Annotated in this window: 20 protein-coding genes and 1 tRNA gene; 7 read left to right on the top strand and 14 right to left on the bottom strand. The window is 65.6% G+C overall.

Annotated elements, in window-relative coordinates; genetic code table 11:
* Positions 1-103 precede the first annotated feature (103 nt).
* Positions 104-334 carry a hypothetical protein gene (locus JOE41_RS07180; protein WP_043430012.1) on the top strand — a complete coding sequence of 77 codons (231 nt, stop codon included), beginning with the start codon at positions 104-106 and terminating at the stop codon, positions 332-334.
* 98 nt (positions 335-432) lie between these two features.
* Positions 433-777 carry a hypothetical protein gene (locus JOE41_RS07175; protein WP_209751721.1) on the top strand — a complete coding sequence of 115 codons (345 nt, stop codon included), beginning with the start codon at positions 433-435 and terminating at the stop codon, positions 775-777.
* A 69-nt stretch (positions 778-846) separates the two neighbouring features.
* Here JOE41_RS07175 and JOE41_RS07170 read toward each other — a convergent pair.
* From JOE41_RS07170 to JOE41_RS07150, 5 genes are all read right to left on the bottom strand, one after another.
* A tRNA-Pro gene (locus tag JOE41_RS07170) sits at positions 847-923 on the bottom strand.
* A gap of 83 nt (positions 924-1006) precedes the next feature.
* Positions 1007-2839: an ABC transporter ATP-binding protein gene (locus tag JOE41_RS07165; protein ID WP_209751719.1), complete on the bottom strand. Its 1833-nt coding sequence runs from the start codon at positions 2837-2839 to the stop codon at positions 1007-1009.
* Positions 2836-4653, bottom strand: coding sequence for an ABC transporter ATP-binding protein (locus JOE41_RS07160; RefSeq protein ID WP_209751718.1), 1818 nt, complete (start codon positions 4651-4653; stop codon positions 2836-2838). The genes JOE41_RS07165 and JOE41_RS07160 overlap by 4 nt, the downstream gene beginning before the upstream one ends.
* Positions 4654-4812: 159 nt before the next feature.
* A complete protein-coding gene (locus tag JOE41_RS07155) occupies positions 4813-5757 on the bottom strand; it encodes a metallophosphoesterase (protein ID WP_011693225.1) in 945 nt (314 codons plus the stop codon).
* 7 nt (positions 5758-5764) lie between these two features.
* The gene (locus tag JOE41_RS07150) at positions 5765-8065 is read right to left on the bottom strand and encodes a transglycosylase domain-containing protein (RefSeq protein WP_209751716.1); all 2301 of its coding nucleotides are present in this window, start codon (positions 8063-8065) and stop codon (positions 5765-5767) included.
* Between the two features lie 37 nt (positions 8066-8102).
* Here JOE41_RS07150 and JOE41_RS07145 point away from each other — a divergent pair, with 37 nt between their 5' ends.
* From JOE41_RS07145 to JOE41_RS07135, 3 genes are read left to right on the top strand one after another with little or no spacing between them, the layout of a single operon-like run.
* The gene (locus JOE41_RS07145; protein ID WP_011693223.1) at positions 8103-8258 is read left to right on the top strand and encodes a DUF4177 domain-containing protein; all 156 of its coding nucleotides are present in this window, start codon (positions 8103-8105) and stop codon (positions 8256-8258) included.
* A gap of 2 nt (positions 8259-8260) precedes the next feature.
* Positions 8261-8830: a RidA family protein gene (locus JOE41_RS07140; RefSeq protein ID WP_011693222.1), complete on the top strand. Its 570-nt coding sequence runs from the start codon at positions 8261-8263 to the stop codon at positions 8828-8830.
* 15 nt (positions 8831-8845) lie between these two features.
* A complete protein-coding gene (locus tag JOE41_RS07135; protein ID WP_011693221.1) occupies positions 8846-9757 on the top strand; it encodes an NUDIX hydrolase in 912 nt (303 codons plus the stop codon).
* Positions 9758-9965: 208 nt separating this feature from the next.
* On the opposite strand, the gene JOE41_RS07130 is transcribed toward JOE41_RS07135, so the two are convergent.
* On the bottom strand, positions 9966-10643 hold the full coding sequence (locus JOE41_RS07130) for a Crp/Fnr family transcriptional regulator (protein WP_011693220.1): 678 nt from the start codon (positions 10641-10643) through the stop codon (positions 9966-9968).
* A gap of 260 nt (positions 10644-10903) precedes the next feature.
* Between JOE41_RS07130 and JOE41_RS07125 the strand changes: the two genes are divergently transcribed.
* The gene (locus JOE41_RS07125; protein WP_011693219.1) at positions 10904-12088 is read left to right on the top strand and encodes a MarP family serine protease; all 1185 of its coding nucleotides are present in this window, start codon (positions 10904-10906) and stop codon (positions 12086-12088) included.
* Between the two features lie 16 nt (positions 12089-12104).
* Here the strand turns inward: JOE41_RS07125 and JOE41_RS07120 are convergent, their stop codons facing one another.
* From JOE41_RS07120 to JOE41_RS07105, 4 genes are read right to left on the bottom strand one after another with little or no spacing between them, the layout of a single operon-like run.
* Entirely contained in the window at positions 12105-13124 is a 1020-nt protein-coding gene (locus JOE41_RS07120; protein ID WP_209751714.1) for a DUF2332 domain-containing protein, read from the bottom strand.
* Positions 13125-13126: 2 nt separating this feature from the next.
* Positions 13127-13603: a type II 3-dehydroquinate dehydratase gene (aroQ, locus tag JOE41_RS07115; protein ID WP_209751713.1), complete on the bottom strand. Its 477-nt coding sequence runs from the start codon at positions 13601-13603 to the stop codon at positions 13127-13129.
* 41 nt (positions 13604-13644) lie between these two features.
* Complete coding sequence (locus JOE41_RS07110; RefSeq protein ID WP_156810699.1) at positions 13645-14019, bottom strand: SRPBCC family protein; 375 nt, start codon at positions 14017-14019, stop codon at positions 13645-13647.
* A gap of 17 nt (positions 14020-14036) precedes the next feature.
* The gene (locus JOE41_RS07105) at positions 14037-15383 is read right to left on the bottom strand and encodes an NAD(P)/FAD-dependent oxidoreductase (protein ID WP_209751711.1); all 1347 of its coding nucleotides are present in this window, start codon (positions 15381-15383) and stop codon (positions 14037-14039) included.
* A 212-nt stretch (positions 15384-15595) separates the two neighbouring features.
* On the opposite strand from JOE41_RS07105, the gene JOE41_RS07100 reads away from it, so the two are divergent.
* Positions 15596-16495 carry an SMP-30/gluconolactonase/LRE family protein gene (locus tag JOE41_RS07100; RefSeq protein ID WP_232223543.1) on the top strand — a complete coding sequence of 300 codons (900 nt, stop codon included), beginning with the start codon at positions 15596-15598 and terminating at the stop codon, positions 16493-16495.
* Positions 16496-16583: 88 nt separating this feature from the next.
* Here JOE41_RS07100 and JOE41_RS07095 read toward each other — a convergent pair whose 3' ends face one another.
* The 4 genes from JOE41_RS07095 to JOE41_RS07080 all read right to left on the bottom strand — a co-directional run bounded on the left by JOE41_RS07095 (position 16584) and on the right by JOE41_RS07080 (position 22243).
* Positions 16584-18791: an alpha-galactosidase gene (locus JOE41_RS07095; RefSeq protein ID WP_209751709.1), complete on the bottom strand. Its 2208-nt coding sequence runs from the start codon at positions 18789-18791 to the stop codon at positions 16584-16586.
* Between the two features lie 173 nt (positions 18792-18964).
* Entirely contained in the window at positions 18965-20308 is a 1344-nt protein-coding gene (locus tag JOE41_RS07090; protein ID WP_209751707.1) for a sugar ABC transporter substrate-binding protein, read from the bottom strand.
* 56 nt (positions 20309-20364) lie between these two features.
* Positions 20365-21291, bottom strand: a complete 927-nt coding sequence (locus JOE41_RS07085; protein WP_011693211.1) for a carbohydrate ABC transporter permease — start codon at positions 21289-21291, stop codon at positions 20365-20367.
* A 10-nt stretch (positions 21292-21301) separates the two neighbouring features.
* Positions 21302-22243: a carbohydrate ABC transporter permease gene (locus JOE41_RS07080; RefSeq protein ID WP_011693210.1), complete on the bottom strand. Its 942-nt coding sequence runs from the start codon at positions 22241-22243 to the stop codon at positions 21302-21304.
* Positions 22244-22409 lie beyond the last annotated feature (166 nt).

Genomic DNA, 22409 nt, shown 5'->3' with positions numbered 1-22409 from the left:
TATACCAAATGCTTGACAGTCTCTGTGGAAAACATTTTACAATGTATGTCAACAAGGGCAGTGCTGACTTTGTAACGAATCCGACTCGTATTGAGGAAACCTAATGTTGAAGAAGATCGCAGCCGCCGCCGCCTTGGCTGGCGCACTGGCATTTTCAGCCGCAGCCCCCGCAGTGTTGTCTGCAGGTCCGGTCGGCAACTGGGCGGATCAGCTGGGAAGCACCACCGCTATTGGTAACTGGCCGGATCCCATGCAGTTTGCGCAGTCCATCGGTAACTGGCCGGATCCCATGTCTTACCAGGCGTCCATCGGCAACTGGCCGGACCCGATGTAGACCCTGACGTACCTCCCGCAAGGGACCACCAGCCCCGGGACATGCGCGAACCATGTCCCGGGGCTGTTTTTTTGGCCACACGATGTAGGGGGAGTGTCATGAACCGCAGGGAATCGAATGACTTGAAGCGGGCCCATGCCGCGTGGACCATCGCAGGGGCTTCGCTGATCGTGGCCGCCGTGGCGGGGTCGTCGATAATCGCCGTGGCGGGCGGAACGGCGGACGCCGGAACCCTGGTCTGGGGGATGGTGGGCATAGCGTTGCTGTTGGAGGCACTGGTGCTCTTTGCCTATGGACTCCGGCTTAGGCACCGGTATGTCAGCCAGGTCCAGACTTATGAAACGCGGGGAAGCTACCGGGAGGATGACGGCTCCAACCGGCCACGGGTTCCCCTGCTGGGTGACGGCCAGGCCAGCCAGCGTTCCACCTTCGAGGGCCTCTAAGGCCACGGCCGGACGCGCCGCAGGCGCAACACAAAGAGGGCCTTCCGAATGGAAGACCCTCTTTGTGTTTGGTCGGGATGACAGGATTTGAACCTGCGACCTCGTCGTCCCGAACGACGCGCGCTACCAAGCTGCGCCACATCCCGATCCGTTGCTTCAAAAGCAACTTCACAAGAGTATCCGATTCCTGCCCCGGATGTGAAATCGGCACCCCGCGGCAACACGAAAGCTATACGAGCGAGTCCTTCCAAGCTCCGTGCAGTTCGGCGAATCGCCCGCCGCCGCCGATGAGTTCCTCCGGTGTGCCGTCCTCCACCACCCGTCCGTCGTGGACCACCAGGACGCGGTCGGCGGTCTCAACCGTGGAGAGCCGATGGGCGATGATCAGGGCCGTGCGGCCGGCGTCGTGCCCTGCCACACCCTCCAGCAGGCTGGCGAGTCCGCTCTGGACCAGGCGCTCCGAGGGGATGTCCAGCGAGGAGGTGGCCTCGTCCAGGATGAGCACCGCCGGGCGGGCCAGGAAGGCCCGGGCAAAGCTGATGAGCTGGCGCTGCCCGGCCGAGACACGCCCGCCGCGCTTGTTCACGTCGGTGTCGAAGCCATCGGGCAGTTCCATGATGAACTCGTAGGCGCCAACGGCGCGGGCGGCCTCCTCGATCTCCGCCCGGGAGGCTTCCGGACGGCCCAGTGCGATATTGTCCGCCACGGACCCGCTGAACAGGAAGGCCTCCTGGGTAACCATCACCACGTTCCGGCGCAGGTCCGGGGTGGTGAGGCTCCTCAGGTCCACGCCGTCCAGCGTCACCGACCCCTCGGACACGTCATAGAAGCGGGCAATCAGTTTTGCCAGGGTGGACTTGCCCGCGCCGGTCTGGCCCACCAGGGCCACAATCTGCCCGGCCGGTATGTGCAGGTCCAGCTTCGGGATGATGACGGGCCCGTCGCCGTAGCGGAACTCCACGCCGTTGAAGTCGATGGTGCCGCGGGCATCGGGGAGCGCTACGGGGTTCTTCGGCGGCCGCACGGTGGGAACCTCCTCCAGCAGGCCGGAGACCTTCTCAAGGGCTGCCTGGGCGCTCTGGAAGGAGTTGTAGAACATGGCCATCTGGTCCACCGGCTGGAAAAAGCGCTTGGTGGACAGGATCAAGGCCAGCAGGACACCCACGGCGAGGTCCCCGTCCAGCACACGGAAACCGCCGAACAGCAGAACCACCGCCACGCAGACGTTGCCGATCAGCACCAGGCCCGGCTGGAAGATGCCGTTGAGGTTGATGGACCGGACAGTCACCCTGCGGTAGTCCTCGGACAGTTGGCCGTAGCGGTCGGCGTTTTCGCGCTCCTTGCGGAAGGCCTTCACTGCCCGGATGCCGGTCATGGTTTCCACGAAGTGCACAATCAGGCGCGCGGACACCACCCGGGACTCGCGGAAGGCGATCTGGGAGTGCTTCTGGTACCAGCGTGCCAGGAAGTACATGGGCACGCCCGCGGCCAGCACAATGAGGCCGCTGCGCCAGTCCAGGGCGAACACCGTGATGGCCGTGAACACCATGAACAGCATCCCGGAGGCCAGCGAGCTGACGCCCGAGTCCAGGAGTTCACGCAGCGCCTCGAGGTCCGAGGTCTGCCGGGCGATGATCCGGCCGGACGTGTACTTCTCGTGGAATTCAAGGCTCAGCCGCTGTGTGTGCCGGAAGACGCGGACCCGCAGGTCCAGCAGCATCGCCTGGCTCAGTTTCGCCGTCGAGGTCACGTACAGGGCGGTGAGGCCCGCCGTGGCGACCGCCGCGGCAAGGTAGGCGACGCCGGTGAGGACCAGCGGCATGTTGTCCCCGGACCGGAGGGCAGGCAGGGCGTGGTCGATGCCGAAGGCGATCAGCGCAGGCCCGGCCACCCGGGCGGCCTGCGAGAGGACCACCATGGTGATGGTGAGCCAGAACCTCAGTCGGACGGGACGGATCAGGGACGCCAGCAACGCGAGCGAACGCCGTCGCACGGTTTTGCTTTCGCTCTTGCTCAGGTGGGCGTTGTCCTCGTTGGCGGTGCCGAAGGTAGCGGTGGTCATCGGGAAATCTCCTCGGACTCGTCGCTTAATTCTGAAAGGTCCGACAGTTCGGAATCCAGGTCACGGGGTTCAGTTTCCAGGCTGGCGATCACGTAACGGTAGTGCTCGTTGTGCGCCAGCAGTTCGGCGTGGGTCCCGACGGCGGCGATCCGGCCGTCCTTGAGCAGTGCCACCCGGTCCGCCAGCGCCACGGTGGACGGCCGGTGGGCGACGATCAGCGTGGTGGTGTCGGCAAGCACCTCGCGCAGCCGGGCTTCCACGAGTTCTTCGGTGTTGACGTCCAGGGCGGACAGCGGATCGTCCAGCACCAGCACCTTGGGCTTCGCGGCGATGGCACGGGCCAGGGCGATGCGCTGCCGCTGGCCGCCGGACAGGCTGAGGCCCTCCTCGCCGATCAGCGTGTCCAGGCCGTCCGGAAGGGAGTAGGCGAAGTGGGCCTGGGCAACGTCCAGGGCTTCCTCCAGCGCTTCCTGGCTCCGCTCGCTGGCACCGAGCAGCACGTTGTCGCGGACGGAATTGGAGAACAGGGTGGTGTCTTCGAAGGCGACGCCCACCACCGTGCGCAGCTGCTCTACGGAGAACTCGCGCAGGTCCACGCCGTCGATCGTGATGGAGCCCGCGGTGACGTCGTAGAGGCGGGGGACCAGCTGGAGCAGTGCGCTCTTGCCGCTGCCGGTGATTCCCACAAGGGCCATGGTCTCCCCGGGACGGACGTCAAGGCTGATGTCCTTGAGGATCGGCTTGTCCGGGGCGTCCTCGAACGCGAACGTCGCGGCATTGAAGCTCAGGGCGCCCCTGAGTTGCGCGGGCTGCCGGGGCTGTTCCGGGCTGGTGATGGTGTTGGCAGCGTCCATGACCTCGAAATGCCGGTCGATGGCCGTTTTTGCCGTCAGCGCCATGGCGAGCAGCATGCCGCTGAATTCCACGGGCGCCGCGACGACGGCCGCGGTGGCGAAGAACGCTACCAGCGAACCGATGCTTAGCTGGCCGTCCGCGGCCAGCGTGATGCCCGCCACCAGCCCGGCGCCGAGCGCAAGTTCGGGCAGGAGAGTGACCACCATGCTGAAGGTGGCCTGGTGTTTGGCCTTGGCGATCTCGGTCTGCCGGAGTTCCTCGGCCTGTTCGTTGAAGTTCTCCAGGGCTTCGCGGCTGCGGCCGAAGGCCTTGAGCACGCGGATGCCGTGCACGGATTCCTCCACCGTGGTGGCGAGGTCGCCGGCCTGGTCCTGGCTGCGCCGGGCCACCTTGCTGAAGCGGGTCCTGAACCGGAAACCGTAGATCATGATGGGCACGGCGGCGGCCAGGAAGATCAGTGCCAGCTGCCAGCTCATCGCAAACATCACGACGACGCCGATCACCACCGTCAGGGTGGTCACCACCAGCATGATGGCGCCGAACGCCATCCAGCGGCGCAGGAAGTTCAGGTCCGTCATTGCCCGGGAGAGCAGCTGCCCGGATCCCCGGCGGTCGTGGAAGGACACGGTCAGGTCCTGGAGGTGTCCGTAGAGCGATACCCGCATCCGCGTTTCCACGGTGGTGGCGGGATTGATCACGAACTGGCGGCGGAGGGCAACCAGCCCGGCTTCGGCGACACCAAGTCCCAGGATGGTCAGGGAGGCGATCCAGACAGCGTCCGTGGCGCCGCCCGGCCGAAGCGAGTCATTGATGAGCACCCGCAGCACCTGGGGGATCGCCAGTGCCACGATGCTGGCCAGGAGGGCGCATAGAAGTCCCATAAAAAGCCGGGGGATGATCGGCTTTACGTGGGGATAGAGTCGGCTGATTGACGTGAAGAATGGAGTCTGCTTGGCCATGCCCGCTTCTTGAAGCTCAACTGCGAATGTAGTTTCCTTTAGCAACTACCCTATGCCATGGCGTGACGTCGTTCACAGGATTTTGCGGGCTGCGGAGATCTTGCCCAGTCATTGCGCTTCGTAATGGTTCCGGTGGTGGGGCCTGCGGAACCGGGCGCCTCAGCGCTCCGTCAGGGTGAGGAGTACGGCCTCGGGCCGGCAGGCGATCCGTACCGGTGCGAAGCGCGAGGTGCCGATCCCGCCGGAGACGTTGACCGGCGTCGTGCTTCCATTGCTTTCCCAGTTGTGGAGTCCCTTGGCCCGCCACGTGGGGAGGTCGCAGTTTGAGACCAGGGCACCGTACCCGGGCAGGCAGATCTGTCCGCCGTGGGTGTGGCCGGCGAGCAGCAGGTCCGCCCCGTCCTCGGTGAAGTGGTCCAGCACGCGCTGGTAGGGCGCGTGGATGACCGCCACGCGCAGGTGGGGTGTGTTGTCCTGGCCCTTGGTCCCGCGGGGCCAGCCGGCATAGCGCTCCAACTTGAGGTGGGGATCGTCCACACCGGAGAAGTCAAAGCGCAGACCCTTCAGCACCACGGACTGGTTTCGGTTGGTCAGGTCCACCCAGCCGGACATTCCGAAGGAGGAGCGCAGCCTCGGCCAGTCGAGTTCCACGGGCTTCTTCTGGGCTTTTGACGGACCCAGCAAGTAGGACGCCGGGTTTTTAACGGTGGGTGCGAAGTAGTCGTTGGAACCGGGCACGAAGACGCCGGGAAATTGCAGGAGGGGTTCCAGCGCCGCCAGCAGCGGGTCGATCGCCTTGACGTGGCTGAGGTTGTCCCCGGTGTTGACCACCAGGTCCGGTTTCAGCTCAGCCAGGGAAGACAGCCACTCCGCTTTCCGGTTCTGCCCCGGAACGAAGTGGATATCGCTGAGGTGCAGGACCCGGAACGGGCCGAAACCGGCGGGAAGGACGGGCACGGTTTCCTCGCGCAGGACGAACTGGTTCTTCTCCCACAGCCCGTACCCCGCCGTTGCCATGCCGGCTGCGGCGCCGGCTGCTGCAGTTACGGCAAGGCCGCGTCCGATGCTTCGGGCGCGGCCTGCCAGCGTTGTGTTGTCCCCCATTGGTGCGCTACCCGTTGCCCTTGCCGTTGTCCTTGTTGCTGGGTGCCGGAGCCGGAGCTTCGGTGGTGGGAGCCGGCGCCGGTGCTGGCGCACCGCGCTGCGTCGACGGGGTGTTCTGCCGTGTGGGCGTTCCATTGACCATGTTCGACGGCGGTGCAGTGAACGGGTTGGTACCGTACGCGGGCGCGACCTGGGACATGAAGTTCGAGAACATCGGCCCGGCGATCATGTAACCGTCGATTCCGGTGTAGAACTTGCCGTTGACGGTCACGTTCTGGCCCGCGCGCTGCTGCGTTCCGAGGGCGTCACCGAACCACGCCGCGGTGGCCAGGCCGGTGGTGTGGCCCACCACCCAGGTGGAGCCGTTGTTGTTGGACGTACCGGTCTTGGCCGCGATGGGGAAGTTGGTCTTGGTGGAAATGCGGGGCTGGATGAGCGAACCCGAGCCGCGGTTGAGGACTTCCTGGAGGGCATAGTTCACGCCGCGGGCAACCTCCGGTTTGAGGGCGTCCCGGCAGTTCGTGGACTGGGCCGGCAGCTGGGCGCCGGTCTGGTCGGTGACCGACGTGATGGCGATCGGGGCACAGTACTTGCCGTCATTCGCGAAGGTGGCGAAGGCGCTTGCCATGGCCAGCGGCGACGTCTGCCTGGAACCCAGGAGATTACCCAGCGTCGTCATGGTGATGGGCGGCGTCGGGTTGGTGATCTTACCGTCACCGTCCCGCTGCGGAAGGCCTTCGTGCAGGCCCACAGCGTCCACGACCTTCTGGATTCCGCAGAGGTCCACCCTGGCGGCGGTGGCAAACGTCATGGTGTTGATCGAGTTGGCCAGGCCATCGAGGACCGTCATTGACTTGTAGTAGTTCGGCTCCGCATTCTGCAGGTCCGTGGACTCGCCGTTGGTGCTGTCATACCAGCCGACCGTCGGGGTCGGGCAAGTGTTCTTCCAGGGGAAGTTCTGTGGATAGCGACGAACCGCGCCGTTCAGGATTGTGTTCATCGAATTGCCCTCGTTTAGCCACTCGGCAAACGTGAACGGCTTCATGGTTGATCCGGGCTGGGCTCCGCCGAGGCCGTTGAGGTCGTTGCCGTTGGCGTCGTACTGGTCAACGCTGAAGTTGAGCTGGCTGTCGAACTTGCCGTCCCCGGCGAACCACACGGTGTTCTGCGCCATGTTGGTGATCTTGCCGGTGTTCGGCTGGACCGAAACAACCGCCGCACCCCACTTGTCCGGGTTGGCTCCGGCCGACGCGTCCACTTGGGCCTGCGCCGCGTTCTGGGCCTTGGGGTCAAGGGTGGTGGTGATGGTCAGGCCGCCGCGGAAGATCTTCCGCTCGCGCTCCGTGGCATCGGCGCCGTAGGCCGGGTCGTTCAGCAGCAGGTGCAGGACGTAATCACAGAAGTAGGGGGCCGTGGAAGCATAGGCACAACCTTGGCGGGCCGGGGTGACCTTGGTTTCCACCGGTGCGGCCACCGCTGCTTCGTACTCGGGCTGCTTGATCTTGCCCTGCGTGTACATCGCCTTGAGCACCAGGTCGCGGCGGTTCTTCGCGTTCTCAGGATTGGTGATGGGGTCGTAGAACGACGGGCTGTTCACCACGCCGGCCAGCAGCGCGGCCTGCGGAAGGGTGAGGTCCTTCGCGGTGGTGCTGAAGAAGAACTTGGAAGCCGCCTCGATGCCGTAGGCGTCACGGTTGAAGAACACGATGTTGAGGTAGCCCTCGAGGATCTGCTCCTTGGTGAACTTCTTCTCCAGGGCGATGGCCAGCTTCATCTCGCGGAGCTTGTCGCCTACGCCCTTGTTAACGCCGTTGAGCTTGATGTCCTCGGTATTGCCTTCAGCTTCCAGCGAGGCATTGATGACGTTGTTCACGTACTGCTGCGTGATGGTGGACGCGCCCTGTTTATTGCCGCGGGCAGTGCTGACCAGTGCACGCATGATGCCCGTGGTGTCCACACCGCCGTGCTCATAGAAGCGGCTGTCCTCAATGGCGATCACTGCGTCCTTGATGAATGGCGACATCTGGTCCAGTGAAACGCGTGTGCGGTTTTCAGCGTAGAGGTTGGCGATCAGGCTGCCGTCGGAGGCGAGGATCTTGGTGGACTGGCTCGGCGGATCCACCTGCAGCTCCGCCGGGAGCGTGTCGAAGAACTCGATGGAGCCGCTCGCAGTGCTGCCGGAAACAGCCGCCGCAGGGACCAGCAGGCCTGCCACCAGGACACCACAAATCGCGCTCACGCCAAGGAAAGCAAGGATCTTTCCGAGGGTGGTGGCCGTGTCGAATAAAGGGTTCTTACCAGTCGCCATGTTTTCCACTTTACCGGCAAGGACTAGTCTTTAGCTCATGACCAAATGGGAGTACGCCACGATTCCGCTCATTATTCACGCCACGAAGCAGATTCTGGACCAGTGGGGAGAGGACGGCTGGGAGCTCGTCCAGGTAGTCACCGGTCCTGACGGCAACGGCCTCGTTGCCTACCTCAAGAGGGAGAAGCAGTAGTTATGACAAGCCCTGCGGGCACGGCGCCGGAATCCCCGGCCCACGCCGAAAATCCGGCCTCCGGAGCGGAAAACGGAGCACCGGTTTCCGCCGTAGAACAGCGTCTGGCGGAGCTGGGATTGGTCCTTCCGGACGTTGCGGCCCCGGTGGCCGCCTACGTTCCGGCCGTCATCTCCGGCAACCATGTTTATACGTCCGGCCAGCTGCCCTTTATTAACGGCAAACTCGAAGCTACCGGCAAGGTGTCGACGGGCACCGAGGGCTACGCTGACGAACCCACGGTTTCTCCCGAGGACGCCAAGCGCTTCGCCGCCGTCTGCGCCGTCAACGCCCTGGCCGCGGTCAAGAGCGTGATCGGCGACCTCGACCGCATCACCAGGATCGTCAAGGTGGTGGGCTTCGTTTCCTCCGATCCCACCTTCACCGGGCAGCCGGGAGTCATCAACGGCGCCTCGGAACTCCTGGGCAAGGTCCTCGGCGACGCGGGCCAGCATGCACGGTCCGCCGTCGGCGTATCGGTTCTTCCGCTGGACTCGCCGGTCGAAGTCGAACTGATCGCCGAATTTAGCTAAGGCCGGTCACTTCCCTTGCCCCAGTTAGCCCGTCGCCTGTTTGTGCTGCCTCCCGATCTTGAGGGGGCAGCACAAAGCTGGCTCGAACATGGCGAGCGGACACCGCGCGCCGCACGCTACGCGTCCTCGGTCGTCCTGCTGCGGGACTCTCCCACAGGGCTCGAAACCTGGCTGGGCTACCGGCCGGGTTCCTCCCCGCTCGGCGTTCTCGCCTTCCCCGGCGGTTCCCTGGAGGCGTCCGACGACGACGCCGTCGGCTGGCTGGGCCCGACGCCGCAGCATTGGGCGGAACAGATGGGGACGGCCGACGTCGGGCTGGCGCGCCGCCACGTGGTGGGTGCCATCCGTGAACTCTTTGAAGAAACAGGCGTCCTCCTCGCCGGCCCGGACATCTCCACCACGGTGGAAGCCACGTCCACGCCTGAGTGGATGCGTGCCAGGATTGCGGTCGCCGAGCAGGAGAAATCCTTTACGGACGTGCTGGCCAAGCGCGGATTGTCGATCCGCACTGACCTGCTGAAACCGCTGGTCAACTGGCTCAGCCCCGACTTTGCCCACCGCCGCTTCAACACCCGCTACTTTGCCGCCACCGTGCCCGTGAACCAGCAGCCCACCCTGCTGGGAAGCAAGGGCGTGTGGGGCCGGTGGGTGTGCGCCAGCAAGGTTATCGCCGAACGTGACACCACCGCCCTGGGCGACGAAGTGGGCCAGGAAAACACGGTGGGCCTGAAACTCGGCCAGCTGCTGGTTCCCGGCTCCGAAATCATGCTCGAGAAGATGGCGGCCGCCAACGGCTGCATCGCCTACCTGAGCTACAAGCGCAAGCCGCACGTGTACCAGCCGAAGCTTGTCGAAGAAGACGGCAAGCTGATGCTCGAAGTCGAAGCCGCCAAGACCGTGGCAGGAGAACCGCAGCGCGAACGCTAAGCCGACCGGGGCGTAACATCCTCGGCCTGCTCGCTCGTTCCTCCCCACCGTCTCCCTAACCTCGCAAACTCGGCCAGGGAACCCGGACAGCGTGGGCCCTGCTTAGACGCACGCTGCCGGATGCCACACCCCGGTCGGTGAACATGCAGAAGGCCGGCTCCTTACTACGGGCCGGCCTTCTGCATACGCTGTAAGGGTGTTGTGAGGACTAGCGGGAGCGCTGGCGGAGGCGCTGCATGTCCAGGATGACTACGGCGCGGGCTTCAAGGCGGAGCCAGCCGCGCTGCACGAACTCGGCCAGGGCCTTGTTCACGGTTTCGCGTGACGCGCCCACCAGTTGGGCCAGTTCTTCCTGCGTGAGCTCGTGGGCCACCAGGACGCCGTCGGTTGCCGGGCGGCCGAAGCGGTCGGCCAGGTCCAGCAGCGCCTTGGCCACGCGGCCCGGGACGTCGGAAAATACCAGGTCCGACAGGGAATCGTTGGTGCGGCGCAGGCGTCGGGCCAAGGCCTGCAGCAGCTGGGCAGAAACCTCGGGGCGGGTGCGCAGCAGGGCGTTGAGGCTCTCGTTCTTCAGCCCGGCCAGGCGGGTCTCCGAGACAGCAGTTGCCGTGGCCGTGCGGGGGCTCGGATCGAAGAGGGCCATTTCGCCGAAGAGCTCGCCCGGGCCGAGGATTGCCAGCAGCGACTCGCGGCCGTCCGGGGACGTGCGGCCCAGCTTCACCTTGCCGGAGACGATGAAGTAGAGCTGATCACCCTGGTCGCCTTCGCGGAAAACCGAGGCTCCGCGTGAGAGGTCCACCTCCGTGAGCTCGTCCGTGAGCAGGCGGAATGCCTCGTCGTCGAGCGTGGCGAATAGGGGTGCGCGGCGCAATACCTCGATGTCCATGAAATCTCCTGAGTAAATGTGTCGGCTGGGGCGCTTCAGCCATTGTTTCAGAATTTTGAAGGTTCTGTGACGTACTTGGCACCCGAAACGCCTGAAACGGCGCCCATAGGGCCGTCGCGGGGCCCATCCAGGGCGGTTTTCGACGGCGGGAACGGGGTTTGCCGGGCACGATGCCGTTTACTGCGGCGTCCGGCCCCGGTCGGCAAACTGTCAGGGTCCGCCCCTAGAATTAGGGCTTACCTGTTTTGTGAGGAGCCCGTGTGTTCGGCTTGACCATCCTGGACCTGGCGTTGATCCTGGTGCTGCTGTCGTACCTGATCTACGGCCTGCGCAACGGCTTCCTGGTGACCCTTGGCGGCATCGCCGGGTTTATCGTCGGGGCCGTGGCCGCTTTCGTTTCGGTGCCCGTCGTCAGCAACCTGGTGGAGGACAGCGGCTGGCGGCTCACCGCCATCGTGGCCGCCGCCGTCGTGCTGATTGTCCTGGGGCACGCGCTGGGAACCATGATCGGCCGCAAAATCCGCAGCGCCGTGCGGATCCAGCCCCTGCGGGCAATGGACCGGCTGGTGGGCGGAGGCGTCAACGTGGTGGTGGCAGCACTGGTCATGTCCATGCTGTCCTTCAGCATCAGCGCACTGGGCGTTCCATTCGTGTCCCAGCAACTGGCTGAGTCAAAGGTCATCCGCTTCATCGACGGACTCACGCCCGTGCCGGTGAAGACGGCCGTGGCGCAGCTGCGCTCCACCGTGATCGGTGACGGCATCCCCACCCTCATTGAGGGACTCGGACAAGGCCAGCAGGTGGCCATTCCCAACGCCAGCACGGACACGCCGGCCCTGAACCGGGCAGCGGAGTCCGTCCTGAAAATCGCGGGCACTGCCTACCAGTGCGGCCAGAACCAGACCGGAAGCGGCTTTGTGGTGTCGCCGGGGCGCGTTGTGACCAACGCCCATGTGGTGGCGGGCGTGTCGCAGCCGGTGGTGGAGATTCCAGGCGGGGGAGCAATGCCCGGCCGGGTGGTCTACTTCGACAGCCAGCACGACCTTGCCGTCCTTGCCGTGGACGGCCTGCCTTCGTCCCCGCTGCAGCTGAGTGCGGACCTTCCGGCCGGCAGCCCGGCCGCTTTCGCGGGCTACCCGCACGGCGGTCCGTTCCAGTCCAAACCGGCAACGGTGCAGGACATCGCCACCGTCCTTGTTCCGGATATCTACGGCAGCAACGCGGCACCCGAGGATGTTTACCGGCTTGCCGGCGATGTCCAGCCGGGCAACTCCGGAGGCCCGCTCCTGACCACCGAAGGCCAGGTGGCAGGTGTGATCTTTGCCAAGGCAACCTCAGATGCGGATCTGGGCTTTGCCATCACCATGGATGACCTCGGTCCGGTGGCCGGCCAGGCCGCAGGACTGAGCAGCCCCGTCTCATCCGGGCAGTGCATCCAGAAGTAAAACCGGGCGCCGAGCCCTAGAGCCACTCCAGGCTTTGGCCGTGCGGGCCGGCGATGGCCACGGGAACGCCGTCCTGGAGGAGGAGGAAGCGGCCGCGCAGCCGGGCATCATCCATTTCCGGCACCACCACCGAGCCGTCGGCCTGGGCAAGCACCGTGTGGCCCTCGTTGGACAGCCAGTGGCATCCCTGCTCTGCGGCAAGAGTGCCGATGGTGGCGCGAAAAGCTTCCCGTTGCGCGGCGTCCAGATAGGCCATCACCGCGCTGTGGAACACCACCAGGGTTGCGTCCTGCGGCGCCTGGCCGGCCAGTGACACCAGTTGCTCGTTGAGGTCGCCCGCCACGAGCAGCGGCGGGTCCTGCCGCGCGATGGCGATGGCCCGGCGCAGCCGCTCCCGGCGGAAGTCCTGTTCCGGCCAGATGAGGGCCTCAAGCCAGGCGACGTCGTCGGGGTTGTTGATGTCCAGGGGGTTCAGGTCGATTCCGGCCCGCCACACCACCTCGGGGAGTCGGGACGGAAGCGGGACCTCGCCTTCCAACGTGCACCGCAGAACCGGCGGCTCCTGTGCCGGGGACGGGGCGTCGTCCGGCAGAGGGTCCAGCCGGGTGACGGACGCGCCGTTGACGTACTCGTAGGCGTACTTGTCCGGGTAAAGCGCCAGCCCGGCGGAGGCGCCCACCTCGATCAGGGCCAACGGACGGCCCGAGGCCGCGGCGATGCCCGCGAGGGAGGGTAGCAGCGTGGCGCAGCGGCCGGCCTCGTTGGTCTGCGTGGCGCGGGAGAGCACAACCCGGGAAACCTCGTCCCAGTTACGGACCAAGAACTCCCGGAACTCGCGGTAGGGGGTAATTCCAGCCCCGAGGAAGCGGGCGGCAGCGAGGATCAGCAGCGGCTGGCGCTTGTTGTGCGGCCACTGTTCGATGCGGCGGATCAGCTCGGGATCGTCGGCGATTCCCACGGACCATTCGGCGTAGCAGGGCGAGGAAGACGGCGCATCGTTAGTCCCGAAGTTCCGGTACCAGTCCGCCGTGCCCATGGTCAGGCCTTGCCGGCGTTCAGTTCTGCGAGGTATTCGACGGCGAACCGGTAGCCCATCACGCCGGCGCCGGCGATCACGGCCTTGCTGACGTCCGAAAGGTACGAGTGGTGCCGGAATTCCTCGCGGGCATGGACGTTGGTGATGTGGACCTCCACTGCTGGCAGCTGCACCGCGGAGATGGCGTCGCGGATGGCCACGGAGGTATGGGTGTAGGCGCCGGCGTTGAGGACGATGCCGATGGCCTTGCCCCGCGCGGCGTGGATGGCATCAACCAGTGCGCCCTCGTGGTTCGACTGGAAGCACTCAGCCTCGAGGCCGTACGTTGCGGCGGCGTCCTTGGCGAGCTGTTCGACGTCGGCCAGCGTGGCCGTGCCGTATTTCTCCGGTTCCCGGGTTCCCAGCAGGTTCAGGTTGGGCCCGTTGAGGACAAGGATGGTGCCGCGGCCGGCGTCGGTGGCAGGGGAGGCTTCAGTCATGTCAGCCAATCTATCGCTTTGCCGGCGGCGTGCGCTGTTCTTTACGGCGGGCTGACGGGACGGGCGGTGATCTTGGCGATCCGGCGCAGCGCCGCCGCGCACACCGGAAGGTAGGCGGGTGCCCACCACGGGACCGTAAACGTGAGGCGGCACCCTTCACCCTCCGGAACCACAGCGTGACCGGTGGCCCGGATACCGGCCACAGCCCAGGACCAGGACCGGCCCGCGTCGAATTCCGTCACCGTGAACGGCAGCGTGATGCCGGGCAGCGTCCGCACGCGGCCCGTGCTGCCGGCCATGAGGCAGGGCGCGTAGAGTTCGGCACCCGTCACTGAAGGGCCCCATTCCGGCCAGCGGCCGACGTCGGTGAGCAGCACCCATACCTCCTCCGCGGGCGCCGAAATGTGCCGCGACATGGAAAACCGCATGCGGGCTACCCGAAGTCCGGGCGCAGGACCGCCTGCGCCGCGCGGTGGCCGCTTTCGAGGGCACCCTGGATGGACGCGGTTGCGCGATAGTCGCCGCAAAGAAAGAGGCCCGGCGAGGTCTCCGCCGGGTGTGGTGACCCCAATGGCGGTGGCTGGGCGGGCAGGGCCTGTGGAACTTCGTGCCTGGCCACCAGTTCCCAGTGTGTAGCATCCGCCCCATAGATCTCCGCGGCGTGACGGCGGACCTCGTCGTCACCGGGCACCGGCCGTCCCGGGCCGAACAGTGCCGAGGTTTGCACCAGGTGCCTGCCCGCGGGTGCGTACCCGGGCGCGGCGTTGGATACGACGGCGGTATTGACCAGAGGACCGCCGCGAGGTTCCCGGGCATCGACGCAGAGCATGTTGAGCCGCGACGGCGGCTCGCTGGCCGAAAACCAGTGCGTCAGGACTCCCTTCATGGCGGGGGAACCTCCGCGCCTCGGCCTGACGGCTGCCGCACCGCCGGCCGGCGCGCCGGCGTCGTCGTTTCCCGGCGCCAAGGTTCCGGCACTGACCGGATCGGTGGCCAGCACCACCTGCTCGGCGCGGAGCTCCGCTCCGGCGGCGCGGACCAGCATGGAACCGCCCTCGCGCCGGACGGACTCCACCCGCGTCCGGGTGTGCACCGGCGCGGCGAGGGAAGCCGCCAGCTGCCTGGGCAGCGCCTGCATGCCCAGCCGCGGCAGCCCTGGCACACCCAGCGCGAACGTGCGCAGCAGGAGCCGCGCGAAGTCATTGGAGGTGCTGCCGTCGTCTTCCAGGAGCACCCCGGCGAAAAACTGTTCAACCACGCGGCGGAGTTCGCCCGAAAGGCGGGCGTCATCCAGCGCCTGCCGCAGCGTGAGGTCCCGCCCGGACTCTCCGTTGCGACGCTCTCCGGTGCGACGTCCGCCGTCGTCGTACTGCCGCCAGGACCGGACAAATGCGGGCGCCGCCCAACGGAGGAGGGCCGCCGCATCACGTGGTTTGGCGATGCCGCTGCCGATCGTCCGGGCGATCAGCCGGGGTTCGCGCAGCGGGTGGGCGAGCACGGCGAAACCGTCATCGCGCCGGACGCCGAGGCCGGCGCCGAAAGGTTGCAGCTCCAGCGCGCCCACGTCCACCCAGCGGCGGACGGCCGGGTAGGCGGGATTCAGCACCTGGAACCCGCGGTCCACCAGGAAACCGTCCACGTGCTCCGTGCGGATCCTGCCTCCGACATCGTCGGCTGCTTCCCACACCCGCACGTCACGCCCGGCGGCCTGCAGTTCGCGGGCACACTGAAGCCCCGCGAGCCCGGCACCGACCACCAGAACTTCACACGAATCGGTCATGGTTCATCTTGGCACGCCGGGCGGGCGCAACCGGCGGCCCGGGCCAGCCGTTTCCCGCGACTCTGGCCACCCATAGCGGGGGTGCCTAGACTTGAAGGACCATCGTGCGGAGCTCCCGTACCGGTCAGCTCGCGCGGAAAGCCCGATCTGGAGAGAGCGTCATCATGCGCTGCAAAAATGTGGATTCAGGAAACGCAATTCGCCGTGCCGCCGTGGGACTTGTTGCCCTCGCAGCACTCCTACTGCCGGCGCCGGTGGCGTCCGCCAGCCCGCCGTCAAACGGCCATGACAAAGTCATTGAGCTCCCGGGCGCGTCGTCCGCCGAGGGCATAGCCGAGGGTGCGGGCACTACCTTCTTTGCCGGGGACCTGCTCAAGGGGGACATTTTCCGCGGTGATATACGCAGGGGAACGGCCAGGCTCTTCATTGACGTGCCCGACGGCCGGATGGCGGTCGGCATGAAGGTGGATGTGGAGGACGGCCTGCTCTTCGTGGCCGGCGGCGCCACCGGCCAGGCCTACGTCTATGACACTGACACCCGCAAGACAGTGGCCACCTATCAGCTCACCACGGAACCGGCGTTTATCAATGACGTCGCAGTGACCCCCGACGGCGCCTGGTTCACGAACTCGCGCAAGGGTGAGCTGTACTTCGTCCCGGTTGACCGCCACGGCACGCCGGGCGAGGCCCGCACGCTCGAACTGACCGGACCGGCCGCGGCCACCCCGGCCGACTTCAACCTGAACGGCATCGCGGCCATCCGGGGCGGCCGAACCCTGGTCGTCGCCCACACCGCCAACGAGGCCCTCTATACGGTGGACCCGGACTCCGGTTCCAGCGCCTACATCACCGGTGCCGGCCTGCCCTACGTGGACGGGATCGTGGTGAAGGGGAACACCCTCTGGGCCGTGCAAAACATGCTCAACCAGGTGAGCCGTGTCCGGCTGGACGCCCGGCTGGATTCCTTCGAGGTCAGGGACGTGATCACCAGCCCTGAGTTCCAGGTCCCGACGACGGCAGCGCTGTTCGGCGATACGCTCGCCGTGGTCAATGCGAAGTTCGGCGTTCCCGGGGCCAGCACCTACGAAGTGGTCCTCGCCGACGCCCGCTAAGCGTCTCGGAAAGCCAAGAGCCTGCCAACCGGGTTCGTACCCGGCCGGCAGGCTCTTTGGGACGCGGTGAAACTACACGGCGTTGAGGCTACACGGCAGTGAAGCTGAGCAGCAGTGCGTGCTCCGGGTTGAGGACGGGCATGGGCAGGCCCACCTCGGACAGGAACCGGCCGCTGGCTTCTGCACCCGCGGTCAGCCATGCGGGGGGCTGCGCCTGGGTGTAGTTGTGCGCGTAGTCGGCATCGCCGGGCGTCGGGAAGATGGCCTCCACGCGGTAGCTGCGGTCCTGGTCCAGTCCCGGAATGGTAATGCGGCCCGGACGCTCCGCGGGCGACGTCCTGGTGCTGACCAGCGCGAACAGTGCCGCCGTGTCCCCGGTTGCTGGGCTGCCGTGGGAAACGACGCCGTGCAGCATCAGCGAATCGTCGGCAACATCCGCCCGGACCATCCGGCCCGAGTGGATCAGGCCGCGGTGCTCCTTATAGAGCCCGATGAACCGCTTGAGTTCTTCGCGCTCCGCGCCGTGAACCTGGCGGACGTCCCATTCGAGGCCGAAGTGTCCGAACAGGGCCGTGATGGCGCGGAACGAAACGTCGTGCGTGCGGGCCGTGGTGTGTGACGTAGTGGGGCCGATGTGTCCTCCGACCAGTTCCGGCGGCACCACCAGCCCGGTCCAGCGCTGGATGGTCTGGCGTTCCAGGGCATCGTTGCAGTCCGAAGCCCAGATCCGGTCCGTGCGTTCCAGGATGCCCAGGTCCACGCGTGCCCCGCCGGAAGAGCAGCTCTCGATTTCGAGGCCCGGATGGGCTTTCCTGAGCTCATCGAAGAGGCGGTAGGCGGCCAGGGTCTGTTCGTGGACGGAGGCGCGCCCGGCGTGGCCGTGCTCGGTGAGGTCCCGGTTCTGGTCCCACTTCAGGTAGCTGATGTTGTTTTCGCGCAACAGGGCGTCAATGCGGTCGAAGACGTACTGCCAAGCCCCGGGATTGACCAGGTCGATGACGTGCTGGTGGCGCCAGGTCAACGGCAGCCGGCCGCCGTCCTTGTGGGACCGTGCGGCCGGCCCGACGATCCAGTCCGGGTGGGCGCGCGCGGTGTCGGAGTCCAGGTTGATCATTTCGGGCTCCACCCAGAGGCCGAACTCCATGCCGCGCGAGGTGACGGCGTCGATCAGGGGTGTGAGCCCGTCCGGCCAGAGGCCCTCGTCCACGTACCAGTCGCCCAGGCCTGCCTGGTCGTGCCGGCGGCCGCGGAACCACCCGTCGTCGAGGACAAAGCGCTCCACGCCCAGGTCCGCCGCGGAATCGGCAAGTTCGACCAATACACCCAGATCGTGGTTGAAGTAGACAGCTTCCCAGACGTTTAGCACTACAGGCCGGGCCTTGCCGGTGCCCGCATGAGCTGCTCCTGAGACGGCTGACGCCGAAGGCAGCACATGGTGCGGCCGGTTCCTGAACCAGCTGTAGAACGCTTCGCTGATACCGTCCAGGCCGCGGTCCGAGTAGGCCGCGAAGAGAGCGGGGGTGGTGTAGCTGCCGTTCGGCTGGAGGACCACTTCGGCCGGACCCAGCAGCTCGGAACCACCGATGACGGTCCGTCCGTCCCCGATGCTGTCCGCGAACTGCTCATGGTTTCCGCTCCAGGCAAGGTGGGTGGCCCAGACCTTGCCGTGGCGGTTGCCGAAGCCTGCCGTGCCGGCGGCCAGCAGCAGGGAGGAGTCGTGGCCGGTCCGGCCGTGCCGGCCGGTCCGCACCCAGGTGCCCTGCTGGATGGCGCGGCGCTGAGGGTGGCGTTCACGGCACCAGCGTCCGGTCAGGTCAAGGAGTTCGACGGCGTCGGGAGCCACCGGCAGCACCGTGGCCAGTTCGTCGAGCTGAAAAGGCGAAGTGCCGGTGTTGGTGACGGTGTGGCGCATTTCCAGCAGCCCGCCGGCGTGCAGTTCCAGCGTGGATTCAACAGAGATTCCGGCATCGGGATCAGACTGGACGATCACAGCTGAACTTCCTGCGGTCTTGACGTCCGTGACGCGCAGGCGGACGGAAAAGTCGTAGCCGGGCACGCCGTCGGCGATCCGGTGCCCCCGGAGGGCCGGGCGTCCACGCCAGCTGGAGGATGCCTGCGGCAGCAGCCCGGCGGGGACGGAGGCGTCGATGGCGGAGGGCGGGATCGGTTCGCCGAGGATGGCCAGATCGGGGAGTGAAGCGCCCAGATCGGCGCCCCAGTGAATGACCTCGGCCTCCCCGCTGTCGAAGCTGATCACCAGGCTGGTGCCGGCGGAGCGGAGGTGCAGGGGATCCATGGGGGTTCTCTTTCGTTGTGGCGGGCGTCCGGTGACGCTGCCGGCGGGGTCCGTAAGGTGTGTTTTTCAGTACGTGCGGGGTGGAGCGCCCCGGGTGCCGCCGCTTCGCGAGGATGAAGCGGCGGCACCGGGGCAGTGGCTGCGACCACTTACGCAGCCACTACAGGTGCGATCTACTTGAAGAGATCGTTCACCTGGTTGTTGGCTTCGGTCAAGGAGCTGGCAGGCTTTTTGCCGGATACTACAGCGTCCATGGCAGGCTCCATGATGCCCTTGACCTTGGCAGTATTGTCAGTGATGGGGTATAGGAATGTGGTTCCATTCTTGACGTGCTCGGTGAAGGCGGTGACATCCACACCCTTGGCCTTGAATGCTTCCGCCGCTTTTTCGGAAGAGGCTTTCAGGGCCGGGAACACCACAGCCTTGGATGCGACGACGTCCTGGCAAGGTGCTGAGGCAAGGTACTCCACCCACTTGATGGCGGCGTCCTTCTTCTTGGTGCCGGCCCAGATCGAGTCGGCCAGGCCGTTGAACATCGACGCCCGCTTGCCTTCAGGACCCACGGGGGTGGGAGCGATGCCCACCTCAACACCCTTGTACCCGGTGTACTGGCCGATCATCCATGAGCCGTGGGCGTTGATGGCAGACTTGCCCGCGGCGAAGGTGTCGGCCATGGCTGCGCCAACAGTGGTTTCGAGCTTGGGCATGTAGCCCTTGTCAACCAGCCCTGCGAACCAGTCGATAGAGGACTGGAATTTGGGGTCGTCATAGTTGTAGTGAGTTCCCCACGGGTTCTTGTCCGTGTGTGACCAGCCGGTGGTGTTGGTGAGGTAGCTCCACTCAGTCTGGCCTGAGGAGTCGCCGCCGCCGTTGAGTCCAAGGCCGTAGACATCCACATTGTTCTTGTCGAAGCCCGCTTCGTCCCCGCGCTTGCCGTTCTTGTCAACGGTCAGGTGGGCAATGACCTTCTCGTACGTTCCGCCGTCCTGCGGGTTCCAGGTGAGGTTCTTCATCTCTTCTTCGGAGACGCCGGCCTTGGAAAGCATGGCCTTGTTGTAGAACAACCCGATGGTGTCCCAGTCCTTGGGCAGGCCGTAGCGCTTGCCGTCCTGGCCCACCCAGAGGTCCGCGAGTCCCTCGTTGTAGGCGGACAGGTCCACGTTGTCCTTCTTGACGGCGTCGTCAATGGGCAGCAGCTGCTTGTTCGCGGCGAGCTCGCCGTAGCGGCCCAGGTGGTTGGTGAAGACGTCGGGAGCCGTGCCGCCAACGAACCCGTTCGTGAGCGTGCTCCAGTAATCGTCCCAGCCGCGCTGGGTGATCTTGACCTTGATATCCGGGTTGGCCTTCTGGAAGTCATCAGCGCACTGCTGGTAGGCGGGAAGCTGGTTGGCGTCCCAGAGCCAGTAGCTGAGCTCGCCCTTGGCCGATTCTGCAGAGGAGCCTGAGCCGCCCCCACAGGCGGAGAGGGAGAGCGCGATGGCTGCGGCGACGGCGGCGGTGCCGAGGGATTTCTTCATTTTTTTCTTTCCGTTCGGGAGGGGTGGTGAGTCGGGCGGTGGGGAGAAGCCGGTGGTTATTTGATTCCGGAGAATCCGATGGAGTTGACGATTTTCTTGCCGAAGGCGGCGAAGAGGATCAGTACGGGCAAGGCGGACACCAGGGTTGCGGCCATGAGGCCGGACCAGTCCGGCGCTCCCTGCGGGGATTGCGACTTGAAGACGCCGAGCCCCACCTGGAGGACGCGGACATCGTCCTGGGAACCGACAAGCAGAGGCCAGAAGTACTCGTTCCACTGCCCGATGAAGGTCAGCAGGGCAAGGGTGGCCAAGGGCGCGGCGGCATTGGGGAGAACGATCTGGAAGAAGATGCGCAGGTGCTTGGCGCCGTCGAGCATGGCCGCCTCTTCCACTTCGCGTGACATGTTCAGGAAGAACTGACGGAGGAAGAAGATCGCGAAGGGGGTCATGAACACGTAGGGCAGGACCATGCCGAGCATCGTGTTGAGCAGGTCCAGGTTCTTGATCAGCAGGAAGTTGGGCAGCGCGGTGAAGATTGGCGGGACCAGCATGGTGCCCAGGAACAGGCTGAATACTGCGTTCCGGCCCTTCCAGCGCAGCCGGGCAAAGGCGTAGGCCGCCATCGCGCTGAAGAACACGGCTCCTGCGGTGGTGATGGAGGAGAAGATGATCGAGTTGCGCAGGTACAGCCAGAAGTCGATGGCTGCGCCGGAACCGCCTTCGGCGACGGCGTCGGCCGGGCTCTGCAGCCCGAACACGCGCATGAAGGCACCCAGCGTGAAGTCCGCGGGAAGGAGGCTGGCCGATTGGGAGGCCAGTGATCCGTTGGTGGACAGTGCTGTGCGGAGCACCCAGAGGAATGGGACCACGGAGACCGCGATGGCCAGGGCCAGCAGTGCCCAGGCGCCTGCGCGGCGGGTGTTGAAGGGACGGCGACGGCGGGTGGTGGCCGGCTTCGGTGCGCGGCTGGTGGTGGTGGTCATGCGGGGCTCCTTAGTCCAGGTCCGACTCGTTGCCCCGGAGGAACTTCATCTGAATGAAGGCAACGAGGGCGAGGATGAGGAAGAGAATGACGGCGATGGCGGACCCGTAGCCGAAGTCCGACTCAGTGAAGGCGCGCTGGTAGATGTAGTACTGGATGACGCGGGTGGCGTTGACCGGTCCGCCCTGGGTGGTCACGGCCACGGTGTCGAAGACCTGGAAAGAGCCGATCACCGTCACAACGAGTACCAGAACCAGGACCGGGCGCAGCAACGGCATGGTCACCTTGCGGAAAGTCTGGAACGGAGAAGCGCCGTCCAGGTTGGCCACTTCATAAAGGTGCTGCGGGATGGCCTGGAGGCCGGCAAAGATGAGCAGTGCGGTGTAGCCCATGTGCCGCCAGGTGTTGATCAGGGCCTGGGTGGGGATTGCCCACTCCTCACTGCCGAAGAACGCGACGCGGGGAAGGCCGCTCCATTCGATGAACTGGTTCACCACGCCGATTTGGTAGTCCAGCATCCAGAACCAGAGCAGGGCGGCGATTACGTTGGACATCAGGTATGGAAGCAACAGGGCCCCTCGCACAAGGGTGGATTTGGCCACCCTGTCCATCAGGAGCGCCAGGCCGAGCGCCAGGGCCGTCTGGAGCACGATATTTATCAGGACGTACTGCCCTGTGACGGCCAGGGAATTCCAGAACAAGGCATCCTTGGCAATCGCCGCGTAGTTGTCGAAGCCGACCCATTCAGGGTCACCGAGGATGTTGTATTCCGTGAAGCTCAGGTAGATGCCGCGGAAAGTTGGCACCACGTAGAAGAGGATGAACCCGATCATTGCCGGGGCAATGAAGAAGAGGGCGATCTTGAGGTCGCCGAACCGGTGGAGGCCGCCTCGCGGCGTTGGCGCTCCGGACCGGAGCTTTGCAGAACTCTCGTGCTTGGTAAGGGTGGTCATCTTCGACCCTTTCCTGACTGTGATGTGGGTAACAACTGGGATGAATCTACACGAGTAGATATGAAGTGGCAAGTATTTCATCCGGTAAATGCTGAGGATTTCCAATGTCACCGGATATTCGTTGACTCGAGTAGATTGCAGTGGAAGACTGTGCCCAGGCCCACAC

This window comes from Arthrobacter sp. PvP103 (genome assembly GCF_017833075.1).
In the GTDB taxonomy this organism is placed as follows: Bacteria; Actinomycetota; Actinomycetes; order Actinomycetales; family Micrococcaceae; genus Arthrobacter.
The sequence above is the reverse complement of the archived record's forward strand: the minus strand, read 5'-3'. Positions and strand labels throughout refer to the sequence as shown.

What these genes read in the sequence shown, in the direction of transcription:
- JOE41_RS07120 (WP_209751714.1), bottom strand. Translation starts at nt 13,124, where the DNA reads ATGGGCACGGCGGACTGGTACCGGAACTTCGGGACTAACGATGCGCCG.
- JOE41_RS07165 (WP_209751719.1), bottom strand. Translation starts at nt 2,839, where the DNA reads ATGACCACCGCTACCTTCGGCACCGCCAACGAGGACAACGCCCACCTG.
- JOE41_RS07085 (WP_011693211.1), bottom strand. Translation starts at nt 21,291, where the DNA reads ATGACCACCACCACCAGCCGCGCACCGAAGCCGGCCACCACCCGCCGT.
- JOE41_RS07140 (WP_011693222.1), top strand. Translation starts at nt 8,261, where the DNA reads ATGACAAGCCCTGCGGGCACGGCGCCGGAATCCCCGGCCCACGCCGAA.
- JOE41_RS07130 (WP_011693220.1), bottom strand. Translation starts at nt 10,643, where the DNA reads ATGGACATCGAGGTATTGCGCCGCGCACCCCTATTCGCCACGCTCGAC.
- JOE41_RS07080 (WP_011693210.1), bottom strand. Translation starts at nt 22,243, where the DNA reads ATGACCACCCTTACCAAGCACGAGAGTTCTGCAAAGCTCCGGTCCGGA.
- JOE41_RS07160 (WP_209751718.1), bottom strand. Translation starts at nt 4,653, where the DNA reads ATGGCCAAGCAGACTCCATTCTTCACGTCAATCAGCCGACTCTATCCC.
- JOE41_RS07110 (WP_156810699.1), bottom strand. Translation starts at nt 14,019, where the DNA reads ATGTCGCGGCACATTTCGGCGCCCGCGGAGGAGGTATGGGTGCTGCTC.
- JOE41_RS07095 (WP_209751709.1), bottom strand. Translation starts at nt 18,791, where the DNA reads ATGGATCCCCTGCACCTCCGCTCCGCCGGCACCAGCCTGGTGATCAGC.
- JOE41_RS07155 (WP_011693225.1), bottom strand. Translation starts at nt 5,757, where the DNA reads ATGGGGGACAACACAACGCTGGCAGGCCGCGCCCGAAGCATCGGACGC.
- JOE41_RS07090 (WP_209751707.1), bottom strand. Translation starts at nt 20,308, where the DNA reads ATGAAGAAATCCCTCGGCACCGCCGCCGTCGCCGCAGCCATCGCGCTC.
- JOE41_RS07180 (WP_043430012.1), top strand. Translation starts at nt 104, where the DNA reads ATGTTGAAGAAGATCGCAGCCGCCGCCGCCTTGGCTGGCGCACTGGCA.
- JOE41_RS07145 (WP_011693223.1), top strand. Translation starts at nt 8,103, where the DNA reads ATGACCAAATGGGAGTACGCCACGATTCCGCTCATTATTCACGCCACG.
- aroQ (WP_209751713.1), bottom strand. Translation starts at nt 13,603, where the DNA reads ATGACTGAAGCCTCCCCTGCCACCGACGCCGGCCGCGGCACCATCCTT.
- JOE41_RS07105 (WP_209751711.1), bottom strand. Translation starts at nt 15,383, where the DNA reads ATGACCGATTCGTGTGAAGTTCTGGTGGTCGGTGCCGGGCTCGCGGGG.
- JOE41_RS07150 (WP_209751716.1), bottom strand. Translation starts at nt 8,065, where the DNA reads ATGGCGACTGGTAAGAACCCTTTATTCGACACGGCCACCACCCTCGGA.
- JOE41_RS07175 (WP_209751721.1), top strand. Translation starts at nt 433, where the DNA reads ATGAACCGCAGGGAATCGAATGACTTGAAGCGGGCCCATGCCGCGTGG.